Origin of the sequence: Denitromonas halophila (assembly GCF_007625155.1) — a bacterium.
Lineage (GTDB): Bacteria > Pseudomonadota > Gammaproteobacteria > Burkholderiales > Rhodocyclaceae > Nitrogeniibacter > Nitrogeniibacter halophilus.
Map to the genome: position 1 here is coordinate 156,390 of NZ_VMNK01000017.1, position 12,509 is coordinate 168,898.

Genomic DNA, 12,509 nt, shown 5'->3' on the forward strand with positions numbered 1-12,509 from the left:
CACGCGCTAGACCATATCGGCCGGCCGCACCCAGCGATCGAAGTCCTCGCCGCTGAGTGCGCCGGAGCGCAGCGCCGCCTCGCGCAGGCTCAAGCCCTCGGCATGCGCCTGTTTGGCGATCGCCGCCGCTGCGTCGTAACCAATATGCGGGGTGAGCGCGGTCACCAGCATCAGGGAGCGCGCCAGCAGATCATCAATGCGCTCACGGTTGGCCGTCAGCCCCGCCACGCAGTGCTGCTCGAAACTACGCATACTGTCGGCCAGCAGTTCCAGGCTCTCAAGCACGGCCTGCGCAATCACCGGTTTGAACACGTTCAGCTCAAAATTACCGGCGGCGCCAGCCATGCCCACCGTCACATCGTTGCCGAAAACCCGGGTGCACACCATGGTCAGCGCCTCGCACTGAGTCGGGTTCACCTTGCCCGGCATGATCGAACTGCCCGGCTCGTTTGCCGGCAAACTCAACTCCCCGATACCGCAGCGCGGGCCACTGGCCAGCCAGCGCAAATCATTCGCAATCTTGTAGAGCGCTGCGGCCAAGGTCTTGAGCGCGCCATGCAAGGCCACCAGCGGCTCATGCCCGGCCAGCGCGGCGAAGCGGTTGTCGGCACACACAAAGGCGAGTCCCGTGACTTCAGCCAGCCGCGTGGCCACCGCCGAGCCGAAGGCCTTCGGCGTATTCAGCCCGGTGCCCACCGCGGTACCGCCGATCGCCAGCGCGAGCACCGCAGGCTGCGTCTGCGCAATCGCCAGCGCCGCCAGATCCAGCTGCGCCACGTAACCCGAAAACACCTGACCCAGCGTCAGCGGCGTGGCGTCCTGCAAGTGCGTTCGGCCAATCTTGACGATATCGGAAAACTCGACCACCCGGCTCGCGAGCGACACACGCAGCTGCGTCAGCGCGGGCAGCAGCGCCTCGGCCACTGCCACCGACACCGCCACATGCATGGCGGTCGGAAACACATCGTTTGATGATTGCCCCAGATTCACATGGTCGTTCGGATGCACCCGGCGCTCCGCCCCACGCGCTCCACCAAGCAACTCGGAGGCCCGGTTGGCCAGCACCTCGTTCATGTTCATATGGGTCTGGGTGCCCGAGCCGGTCTGCCACACCGGCAGCGGAAAATGCGCGTCATGCTGGCCGTCGATAACCTCATCCGCTGCCGAGACAATCGCCGCCGCCAGTGATACATCAAGCCGACCAAGCTCGGCATTGGCACCGGCTGCTGCCGCCTTGACTTGCGCCAGCGCGCGAATCAACGCCAAGGGCATGCGCCCATGACCAATCTGAAAATGCGCTCGCGCCCGCTCGGTCTGGGCGCCCCACAAGGCCGTATCGGCCACCTCGACCGGGCCAAGGCTGTCGTGTTCGGTGCGTGCCATCACGTACTCCCGTATCTCTTGTAGAAGCTTGGAGGCGCGAAACAAGACTTCGTTCGAGTCGGCACAAAAACAAAGCGGGCCCCGAAGGGCCCGCCGACGATGACACGCTACTGTGGCTTATTCGGCGATTTCGCGCTGGATGCGCCACTGGCCATCGACCCGCGCCCATTCCAGGCGCTTGACGACCACGTCCTGATAGTCGTTGGCGCGATAAGTTTGACGGAAGACCGTCGCAGCCACATCCGGGCCCAGCTTCTCGACCCGCAGTTCAGCCACGCCCACCGAGATGTTGCCTTGTTTGGCCAAACGCACCCGGCGCTGCTTCTCCCAGGCGGCCATCGACTGACCTTCAGCAGGCACAAAGTCTTTGCCATAGAAGGCGCGATACGCATCGTAGTCTTTGGCAGCCCACGCGGCGGCCCACTTGGCGGTCGCATCGGCCAGATCGCTGGCCACGCTCTCGGCCTTCGGCTCAGGCGCAGGCGCAGCAACGGCGGCCGGCTTGGCTTGACCCAGCAGTTTCAGCACGGCGCTGGGCTCGGGCGCTTCGGCCGGGCAGGCAGCGGACGGTGCGACAGCTTCGCGTTCCTTGGCCAGATCGCTCAGTGCAGGCAGGTCTTCACGCGCCACCTGCAGACTGGGCAGGAGCTTGCCCATGCCGCCCAGCGTGCGGGCCTCGGCCACTTTGTGATCGTAGTCGCCATTCACATAGGCGCGGCGCGCCTGGAAGTATTCATTTTCGGTATCGAGCAGATCGAGCAGCGTCCGCTGGCCAATATCGAACTGCTTGCGATAGGCCTCGCGCGCCTTGGAGATCGACAGCTGATGCTGGTTGAGATACTTGAGCTGCTCGGCGAGGCGCTGCACATCGTTATAGGCAATCGACAAGGTCTGGCGAATGTCACGGCAGGACTTGTCGCGCAGATCCTTGGCCTGATTCAGACGCTGCGCGAACTGGCGCACGGTGGCGCGATCGGAGCCGCCCTTGAACAAATTGAAGTTCATTACCAGCTCGACGACGCTGTCACCATGCCGACCATCCACGCCATCGGTGTTGTAGTCCACGCTCTGACGAGCACGCAGATCGACGCGCGGCTGGTAGGCGGCCTCTTTGCCCTTGGCCTCTTCAGTTGCCGCGCGCACGCTTTCGACCGCAGCATGAAACGCCGGATGGCCCTCGTAGGCCAGACGCAGCGCGTCAGCCACCGACGGCGGCAGTTGCTCAGCCAGACGGCCGATCGGCTGAAGCGTATCGCCCGGCAACTCGCCGACAAGGCGCTGGTAGCGGGAGCTCACATCGTGCAGGTTGGAGGCTTCGGTCAGCAGATTGGACTCTGCCAGCGCCAGACGACCACCAGCCTGCTCGAGGTCGACGCGGCGGCCCACGCCGGCGCTGGCGCGCTCTTCAATCTGATCGAACACTTCCTTGTGGCGCAGGAAGTTCTCTTGCGCCAGTTGCACCAGATCGCGATAGCGCAGCACGTCAGCATAGGCGCGGACGGTTTCGCCTGCCACGGACTCGGAGGCATCAAGGATTTCAAAATAGCGGGTGAGCTTGGCGTGCCCCAGCCGGGCGACTTCACTCTGCGTGGCAAAGCCGTCATAGACCATCTGGTTCAGCGAGAGCGTCGCACCGCGCCGGGTGTAATTGCGATCGGCAATCCCTGGGTCGCTCTGGCGCTCGCGGCCAATGCCGGCCGTCAGGTCAACCCGCGGGAAATAACCACCGCGTGCCACATCCTGCTCCTCTTCGGCGGCCAGATAGGCATGCCAGCGCGCCTGAACTTCAGGGTTGCTGACCACCGCACGTTGCACGGCTTCGCGGAGTGATTCGGCGGGCACGGCCTGCAAGGTCAGGGGCAACAAGGCGAGCGCAGCGACGGCAGACAGGTGGGATATTTTTTTCATAGTCTTAAAAATGGCGTCGGCAGTCCGTTAAACAACGGATTGGAGGAAAGCGATAGCGGCCGATGTTAGCCCAACCAATTCATGAGTACCGTAATAAAGTTGTGATTCGGCAGACACTAATCGTTGAAACTTCGCGTTAATTCACCTTTGTTTTCATTTGCTGCGCCCGACTCCCCGTTATGACAAAGCGCTTCTGACGTGACCAACCCGGCCGCAGGCTTCAGCCTTCGCCCGCGGACCCGCAAGCTGGCGCGGGGGCTTTGTCACGCGCTGGCGGGCGTGGCGGTGTGCCTGCTGGCGATCGCAAATCCCGGGCTCGACAAGGTCGAGCAGACCGCGCGCCAGCGCTATGACGACCAGGTTGTCGGCCGCGTTCAACACTGGCGCGCGTCAATGGCGCAGCTGCAGGACAAGCCCGAAGCCGAGCAGTTGCGCGAGACCAACGCCTTCTTCAACCGTCAGGTTCAGTTCCTCGACGACATCGTGGTCTGGCAGCAAAAAGACTACTGGGCGACGCCGCTCGAAACCCTCGCCAAGCGTGCCGGCGACTGCGAAGACTTCGTGATTGCAAAGTATCTGTCACTGCGTCTGCTCGGCGTGCCCGACGAAAAATTGCGTCTGATCTATGTCCGCGCCAAAATCGGCGGCGAACGCAGTTCGCTGACCCAGGCGCACATGGTGCTGGGCTACTTCGACACGCCGACCAGCGAACCGCTGGTGCTCGACAACCTGGTCGGCGACATTCAGCCGGCCTCTCGCCGCACCGATCTGTTCCCGGTGTTCAGTTTCAACAGCAGTGGTCTGTGGGTGGCGGGTTCAAGCAGCGCGGCCGCCCGCCCCTCAGAGCGCCTGTCGCGCTGGCGCGATCTGATCGCCCGCTTGCGCGACGAAGGATTCGAACAATGATGTACGCAGCTTTCACAAGGACCCGGTCATGTCTTTGATCAAACAACTCTGGCTCGCCACTGTGGTGGTGATGCTTACCGCGCTCGGCGTCAGCTTTGTCGTCAGCACCTTGTCGGCGCGCGACTACCTCCAGCAGGAGTTGCACCGCAAGAACCTCGACAACGCCAACGCGCTGGCGCTGGCCATGACCCAGCTGCCCAAAGATCCGACCACGCTGGAGTTGCTGCTGGCGGCGCAGTTCGACAACAGCCACTACGAATTCATCCGACTGGTCGAGCCCGCCAATCAGACCGTGATCATGGAGCGCAGCATCGACACCGCGGCCATCGCCAGCGCCGCGCCCGGCTCAGCCGACGCACAAGCGCCCGCATGGTTCCGGGCATTGGTGCCGATTCGCTCGGAACCGGCCAAGGGCCTGATCAGCGATGGCTGGACACCGTTTGCCACCTTGATACTCAAGAGCGATCCGGCCTTTGCCTACAGCAGCCTGTGGCAGGGCACGCTGCAACTGCTGACCTGGTTCGTCGCGGGCGCGCTGCTGATCTGCGCGCTGGGCAGTGTGTTGCTGCGCACACTGCTCCGCCCGCTCGATCGCGTGGTTGATCAGGCACGCGCCATCGGCGAGCGCCGCTTCATCAGCACCGACACGCCCGACACACCGGAGTTTGCCACTGTGGTCACCGCCATGAACACCCTCAGCAACCGCGTGCGCACCATGCTCGAAGAGGAATCCGCCCGACTCGAAGGGCTGCGCCAAGCGGTTCAGCACGATGCGGTGAGCGGCTTGCTCAACCGCGAGCACTTCCTGGCCCAGGTGGCCCACACCCTTGAGAGCGACACCGCACCCCGCCACGGCGCATTGGTGATCGTGCGCCTGACGCACCTCATCCAGCTCAATGAATCACTCGGCCGGGCGACCACCGACGCGCTGCTGCGCAAGCTTGCCGACAGCCTCAAAGCGATGCTCCCCGACGACGGTGCCTGGCTCATCGGACGCCTCAACGGGACTGACTTCGCCATCCTCGCACCGGCGCTCGACACGCCAGACGTGCTCGCCAGCACACTCACCGAGCAGCTCGAACTGGCCGTCAGCAACAGCCTGCCGGACGCTTACCGGGCCCTGCCTGTCGGCATCGCGTGCTATCAACGCGGCGACGCGCTGCCGCAACTGCTCGCTCACGCCGACGTCGCGCTCGATCGCTCCGAACTGCTGCCCGACACGCAGCCGCAGATCGAGCACGTCAATCCGGCGACCCGCCCGGCCACGGATCTGGCCGGCTGGCGTGCGCTGATCGCGCAAGCGCTGGACACCGGTCGCTTCCACTTGGCGCAGTTCCCGGTCATGAACCGCCACCGCGAGCTCCTTCACATCGAGACCCCGGTGCGCATGCAGCACCCGACCGATGACCTGGAGCTCACCGCGGGCGACGTCCTGCCCTGGGCCACGCGTTGCGGCCTGCTCTCGCGCATCGACGAAACCGTAGCTGAACAGGCGCTGGCTCTGATCGTCAAACAAGGCACCGGGGTGTGCATCAACCTGTCGGCCGAATCCATGTGCCACGCGCCGACCATCAGCCGGATCGCCGAGTTGCTGAGCGCCCAACCTGCGGCAGCGCAGCAACTGTGGATTGACCTGCCCGAAGGCGCGGCCTTCCGGCACAGCATCGAGTTCCGCGCGCTGTGCCGGCGGCTCAAGCCGCTGGGCTGTCACATCGGCCTGGAGCATGTGAGCCAGCAGGTGTGCCGCATCGGCGAGCTGCACGACGTCGGGCTCGACTACCTCAAGATCAGCGCGGCCGTCATCCGCGGCATCGATCAGAACCCCGGAAACCAGACCTTCCTGCGCGGCCTGGCGACCATCGCCCACACCATGGGCATGCAGGTCATCGCCGAAGGGGTCACCACGCACACCGAGGCGGAGCAGCTGGACGCGCTCGGTTTCGACGGGCTCACCGGGCCGGGCATCCGCAACTGAGTACAACCCCCGAAAAGAAACACCCCCGCCGCGGCGGGGGTGTTTCTTTATATAGGCTCGGTCTGTACTTCAGACGAAATCATCGCCCCCCAGCAAATCCAGACCACCGCGCGACTGACGCATCGAGCGGCGCTCCATGAGCTTGGACTGCGCCGCTTGCGGCAGGTCGGTAAAGCGAATCACGTCGCGACTGATCAGCAGATCAATCACGTCTTCGAGCACCCGCACCAGGCGCATGTCCGAATCGGCCAACGGATCTTCGCCCATCAGGGCGCGGGCAAAGCCGGCCACGGCCGGATCGCTCGCATCGGCCAACTCGGGATGCGCTGCATCCTGCGTCAGACTCGCCGAAACGATGTGCCCTTCTGCATCACGTTTGACAAAAACCATGGGTGGCTCCTTGGTGGCGGCAGCCCGGCACCCGCCGGGCTGCACCCTATCAGTCGGTAATCAGCTTGCCCTTCGACAGCAGATCCTGAATGACTTGCTGGTCGGAGCTCAGACCGCCGCTGAACAGGTTGACCCCGTCGAGCGTGATGGTGGCATCTTCCTTGCCGGCGCTGTAGCCACCGGTAAAGCCGCCGTTGCTGCTCACATGCACGATGGTATTTCCACCGCTTTGCGAGAAGTGCAGGTAGTTGAGCAGCGAGCCTGCGTCGTTGCCAAGGTGTTGCTCGCCCTGCAGCAGGTCACGCAGATCCAGCGCGTCGCCCCCAGAGGCCACCGATGCGGTATCGAAGTCGGTCACACGATCGACTGACGGTGTCCCCGACACGCCGCGAGCCGCCAGCGTCCATTCGAACACATCGGCGCCGAGGCCGCCGGTCAGCACGTCGTTGCCCTCGCCGCCCGACAACACATCGTTGCCGGCGCCACCGACCAGCGTGTCGCTGCCCGTACCACCGCGCAACACGTCATTGCCATCGCCGCCGTTGAGCGTGTCATTGCCAGCGCCCCCTTCGAGAATGTCATGGCCCGCGCCACCGTTGACAACGTCGTTGCCGGCGCCAGCGACGATACGATCGTTGCCCGTCGTGCCCGTCAGGGTGTCATTCGTGTCATCGCCAAAGATGCTGTTGGAAATGATGCGGGTCGTCAGCACGGCACTGCTGGTATCGCCATCCGAATCAGTCAGCGTGTAGCCGATTTCAACCGGCGCGACTGCCGCGGCAACGCTGGGCTGCACTGACTCGAAGCTGACGCTGGTGATCCGGGCCTCGGCTGCACTGTTAGCCTCGATCTCGATCCACCCGATATTGCTGTACTCGGACGGCAGCGTCACGACGCCTTCGTTGGTGCTGTAGAAGCGGCCCAGCAAGTTGCCGGCCACATCGAACACACTGTAGGTCAGCGCGCGCACCGTGCCGCTCGTCGAGCCCAGGTTACTGGCACTGGTTGCCACCACAAAGCTCACATCCTGAACACCTTGCGTATGGATGCCCTGATTGAAGCGCACCACCAAGGTCTCAAGGTTGTCGAGACGGCTACTGGAACCGCCGCCACTGACACCAACACCGTCGTTGGAAGTCCCGCTCGCGTTGTTGTAGCTCAGCGTTTGTGCAGCGCCCGTGCGGCTCACTCCCGACAACAACACACCGTTGGCCGTGGCATTGCTCGACGTGTTGAACCAGGTCGTCACCGGTGCGCTGGTCGGCGTCACGGGCACATCAACCGTCGGCGGCGTGTAATCGTAGAAGCCGGTCTTGCTGAACACCAGAGACGAACCGCCACTGGTCGCGGTCCAGCTCAGCTGACCGTTGTTGACCGTCCAGGTGAAGCCTGCCCCGCTGCCGGAGGCGTTGGTGGTCAGGTCGTAGGTCACGCCCTTGAAGGTTACGGAGGTAACTTCCGCACCATCGACGGCCTTGTCCACCCCGCCGCCCCCGGCCGAGAAGCTGGCCACTTGCTGCCCTTGCGGCAAACCACCGTCAGTGCCAAGCCCGGAGATCACGTTGCCTTCGAAATGCGTCTGGTTGGCCAGCAGCGTGTCGGAGTCCGGCCGCGCAATCGGCTGACCGTCGACGACTTCAACGCGCAACAACGTCGATGGCGAAACATCGCCGTCGTTGTCGCGCGCCACGAAGCGCAGCTCAAAGCTGTCGCCTTCTGTTGCCGAGCCATTGGTAAAGAAAGTGTAGTCGCCCGTCTTGAAGTTGAAGGTCAGCGTCCCCAAGTCAAAACCCTGGCCGGTCGACAAGGTCACCAGGTCGCCCGCCACCGGGTAACCCGTCAAGAAGCTGCTGTTCTGCGAGACCTGGTTCGACACCGCGTTGTAGGTAAAGGTGACCAGCTGGTCCGGCGTGCCGTCATTGTTGCTGTCGAGCATGATCTCGATGGTCTGCACGTAGCCGCCGTCGGCACCCAGCACGTTGCCCACGTTGGCGTTACTCACCACGTTGCCGCCGTAAGCGGTCGGCACGGTGGACAACAGCGCGGAGTCCAGATCGTTGAGGTCGGGCACGATGATCGCGGGGTCGACCACGCCGTCGCCATCGGCGTCGACGTTGTGGATCGAGTTCAGCGGGCCGGTGTTGGCGATGCCGGTACCGATACCGACCGCATAGGCATCCACCGAGTTGTTGGCAATCCAGGTGGTATAGCCCGACGCACCGGCCGGATCGGTGAGGTTGCCCACGGAGGGCTCGCCATCCGAGATGAAGTACAGCGTGTTCTTCAGGCTCGGGTCGATGGTGCCAAAGGCGGTTTGCACGGCACCCAGCGCGCTTTCGTAGTTGGTACCGCCGGAGCCATCCAGGCCATCAATTGCCGCCAGCGTCGCGTTCTTGTCAGTCAGCGGCGCACCCGGGTTGACGATGGTCGCCGAGCTATCAAAGGTAATCAGCGTTACCGAGACGCTCTGCGCCTGGTTGTAGTACTCCGCCACCAGTTCCTTCATGGCGTCCTTGGCCATCTGCAGACGGGTGGTGATGGTGATGGTTCCGTCAGGATTGATCTGGCGAACTTCACCGGCAGCCGACGCAATGTCCATCGAACCGGACACGTCGAGCACCAGCACCAGGTTGTAGCTGGGCACCTGGTCTTCGGACACCTGTACCGTACGGTCGAAGGACAGCGGCGCATCGTCAATCACGTTGATGCGCAGCGCGGCCGAGGTGGCGTTGGAGGTGTAGTTGAACACCTCGGTCACGCTCAGGTCATTGGCCGGCGCACTGTTGTCGGCGCGGTCGAGCAAGGTGTAGGTGTAGTCACCCGCATTTGCTCCCGCCGTATCGACGATCAGATTGCCGATCGCCGTATCGATGGAAATATAGCCAGCGCGCGAGTCCATATCGCCCGCACCGCCATCCGTCACACCACCAATACTGAACAGCGTCGTGCCGCCGCCGTCGTTGGCAAACAGGTTGCCCGACACGATGGTGGCACCGCCGCCCGAGCCCGCCGCCAAACCACTTTCATACACGGTCGCCAGATCATCGCGTCCGCTCACCACGGTCAGATTCACCGTGGCCGTGCTGGTCTGACCGTCGTCGTCAGTGAGTGTGTAGGTGAAGATGGCCGGGCCGGCAGTCGGCGACACATAAGTCCAGGTGCCGTTGCCGTTGTCGGTCAGCGTACCGCTGCTCACCGGGCTCACACTGGTGATGGTGGCGTGGTCGCGCAAGACGTCGTTGGCCAGCAACTGGCCCGTGGTGATGATGATCGGCGTATTCGCGGTAGTCATGAACGCATCGTTGGCCGCCAGCGGCGCGCCGTCGTCCACCGGCGTCACGTTGACCGTCACGGTGTTCGGCGCCGGATCAAACAAGCCGGAGCTATCACGCACACTGAAGTCGAAATTGGCGTAGTTGTTGCCGTTAGCCTGCGGTGCCGGCGTAAAGACCAACTGGCCCGCGCTGATGCTCGCGCCGCTCAGCACCTGGCCAACGGTTACTGCCACCCCATTGAGTGTCAGCGAACCATCCGCCGGCAGAGAATCAATCCGCACCGAAGTCGGGTTGCTCGGGTTGCCATCCTCCGCGTCATTCATCTGGAAGTTGGCCAGCGAAAACACGTAAGCCACATCCTCGGCCGTCGTCACCGTCTCGTCACGACCGAGCGGCACGTCGTTGACGCCAGTGACCGTGATGGTCAGCGTCGTCTGCGCAAAGCCGCCATTGCCGTCACTGATGCGATAGGTAAAGACATCGTTGGCCGTCTGTCCAGCCGACAACGCCTGCGCACCGGCGCCCGGCACATAGGTATAGCTGCCGTCGCCGTTGATGGTGACCGCACCATAAGTGCCTGCGACCGAGGTTCCAACACTGCCCGACGGCGGCGTGCCCGGCGTACCCGCCGCCACACCAACCACCGTCAGCACATCACCATCGATGTCGCGGTCTTGCGTCGGCGTCCCCGGCGTGACATCGCCCGACACGCTCACCGCATCTTCGCTCACCGTGTTGGTGTCGGCGACTGCGATCGGCACGTCGTTGACCGAAACCACATTGACCGTCACGGTCGCCGTGTCAAAACCTCCGTTGCCGTCGGTGATGGTGTAGGTAAAGGTGTCGGAGCCGAAGAAATTGGGGTTCGGCGTGTAAAGCGGATTGCCCGTGGCACCATCGATCACCACCGTCCCGTTTGTTCCTTGGGTCACCGCAGTGACCGTCAGCGGATCGCCATTGGGGTCGGTATCGTTACCACGGACCGCGATCACGACCGGCACATCTTCATTGGTACTGATCACGTCATTGACTGCATCCGGATCGTTATCGAGGATCTGGGTCGTCTTGCTGCCCGTGCCGATCACCAGGTTCTCGAAACCACCACCCGGCACGCCAGGCAGCGCGATTGAAACACTGTAGCTTTCGCCCGGCTCCTGAATCGCGTCGTCAAAGGTGCTCACATCGAAGGTCGCTGTGGTCACCCCTGCGACGATCGTCACCGTCGCCGGCACGCTGGTGATGTCGCCCGACACCGTATCGACGTGGGTGAGCGTCACGTTCAAGGTCACCGCCGTCGTCGGCGCCTTGTCCAAAGTCACCGTGTAGGTCGCGCTCGCCCCTTCAGCGACAACGTCCGGACCGCTGAGGTTGATGGTCGCGGTGTCTTCAGCTCCCGGAGGATCGTCGGAGCCGGTTTGGTCGAGGATGGTGGTGGTGACACTTGAGGTGCCGACGACGAGGTTTTCGTAGCCGCCGCCGGTGGTGCTGGCGATGCTGGCGGTGAAGGTCTCGCCGCTGTCGGCGTAGGCGTCGTCGAGCGTCGTGACGGTGAAGCTCGCGCTGGTGGCGCCGGCGGCGATGGTCACGGCGGTGGTCACCGGGACCAGGTCGCCGTTGTCGGTGGTGACGTGGCCGGTGACGACGTTGACCGTCAGGGCCGAGGCCGGGGTCTTGTCGACCGAGACGGTGTAGGTAGCCACTTCGCCTTCGACGACGCTGGCGGCGCCGGCGATGCTGATCGTGGCGGTGTCCTCGGCTCCCGGAGGATTGTCCGAGCCGGTCTGGTCAAGGATGGTCGTAGTCACGCTGCTGGTGCCAACAACCAGGTTCTCGTAGCCACCACCCGAGGTGCTGGCGATGCTGGCGGTGAAGGTCTCGCCGCTGTCGGCGTAGGCGTCGTCGAGCGTCGTGACGGTGAAGCTCGCGCTGGTGGCGCCGGCGGCGATGGTCACCGCCTGGGTCACCGGGACGAGGTCGCCGTTGTCGGTGGTGACATGACCCGTCACCACATTCACGGTCAGCGCCGAGGCCGGGGCCTTGTCGACCGACACGGTGTAAATCGTTTGTTCGCCTTCGACCACGCTGGCGGCGCCAGCGATGCTGATGGTCGCGGTGTCCTCGGCTCCCGGAGGATTGTCGCTACCGGTCTGGTCGAGGATGGTGGTGGTCACGCCGCTGGTGCCAACCACGAGGTTCTCGTAGCCGCCGCCGGTGGTGCTGGCGATGCTGGCGGTGAAGGTCTCGCCGCTGTCAGCGTAGGCGTCGTCCAGCGTCGTGAGGGTGAAGCTCGCGCTGGTGGCGCCGGCGGCGATGGTCACGGCGGTGGTCACCGGGACCAGGTCGCCGTTGTCGGTGGTGACATGACCCGTCACCACATTCACGGTCAACGCCGAGGCCGGGGCCTTGTCGACCGACACGGTGTAGGTAGCAACTTCGCCTTCGACGACGCTGGCGGCACCGGCGATGCTGATCGTGGCGGTGTCTTCGGCTCCCGGCGGGTTGTCGCTGCCGACCTGGTCGAGGATGGTCGTGGTCACGCTGCTGGTGCCAACCACGAGGTTCTCGTAGCCACCACCCGAGGTGCTGGCGATGCTGGCGGTGAAGGTCTCGCCGCTGTCGGCGTAGGCGTCGTCGAGCGTCGATACGGTGAAGGTTGCGCTGGTGGCGCCGGC

6 protein-coding genes are annotated in these 12,509 nt (G+C 64.0%); 2 read left to right on the top strand and 4 right to left on the bottom strand.

Going from position 1 to position 12,509, the window contains the following annotated elements; genetic code table 11:
- Positions 1 to 6: 6 nt before the first annotated feature.
- Both fumC and FHP91_RS18210 read right to left on the bottom strand, forming a co-directional pair.
- Complete coding sequence (gene fumC / locus FHP91_RS18205) at positions 7 to 1,383, bottom strand: class II fumarate hydratase (protein WP_144310923.1); 1,377 nt, start codon at positions 1,381 to 1,383, stop codon at positions 7 to 9.
- A 117-nt stretch (positions 1,384 to 1,500) separates the two neighbouring features.
- Positions 1,501 to 3,291, bottom strand: coding sequence for a TolC family outer membrane protein (locus FHP91_RS18210; RefSeq protein ID WP_144310924.1), 1,791 nt, complete (start codon positions 3,289 to 3,291; stop codon positions 1,501 to 1,503).
- Positions 3,292 to 3,489: 198 nt separating this feature from the next.
- On the opposite strand from FHP91_RS18210, the gene FHP91_RS18215 reads away from it, so the two are divergent.
- Complete coding sequence (locus FHP91_RS18215; RefSeq protein WP_186301623.1) at positions 3,490 to 4,197, top strand: transglutaminase-like cysteine peptidase; 708 nt, start codon at positions 3,490 to 3,492, stop codon at positions 4,195 to 4,197.
- Between the two features lie 28 nt (positions 4,198 to 4,225).
- A complete protein-coding gene (locus tag FHP91_RS18220) occupies positions 4,226 to 6,172 on the top strand; it encodes a bifunctional diguanylate cyclase/phosphodiesterase (protein WP_144310925.1) in 1,947 nt (648 codons plus the stop codon).
- 69 nt (positions 6,173 to 6,241) lie between these two features.
- Here the strand turns inward: FHP91_RS18220 and FHP91_RS18225 are convergent, their stop codons facing one another.
- Both FHP91_RS18225 and FHP91_RS18230 read right to left on the bottom strand, forming a co-directional pair.
- Positions 6,242 to 6,562 (bottom strand): hypothetical protein, encoded by a 321-nt coding sequence (locus tag FHP91_RS18225; protein WP_144179446.1) that lies wholly within the window; start codon positions 6,560 to 6,562, stop codon positions 6,242 to 6,244.
- 49 nt (positions 6,563 to 6,611) lie between these two features.
- On the bottom strand, positions 6,612 to 12,509 hold a 5,898-nt coding region (locus FHP91_RS18230; RefSeq protein ID WP_144310926.1), incomplete at its 5' end, for an immunoglobulin-like domain-containing protein.

Bases quoted from the DNA above. Each gene is read 5' to 3' on its own strand.
- FHP91_RS18210 (WP_144310924.1), bottom strand. From the start codon at position 3,291: ATGAAAAAAATATCCCACCTGTCTGCCGTCGCTGCGCTCGCCTTGTTG.
- FHP91_RS18225 (WP_144179446.1), bottom strand. From the start codon at position 6,562: ATGGTTTTTGTCAAACGTGATGCAGAAGGGCACATCGTTTCGGCGAGT.
- FHP91_RS18220 (WP_144310925.1), top strand. From the start codon at position 4,226: ATGTCTTTGATCAAACAACTCTGGCTCGCCACTGTGGTGGTGATGCTT.
- fumC (WP_144310923.1), bottom strand. From the start codon at position 1,383: ATGGCACGCACCGAACACGACAGCCTTGGCCCGGTCGAGGTGGCCGAT.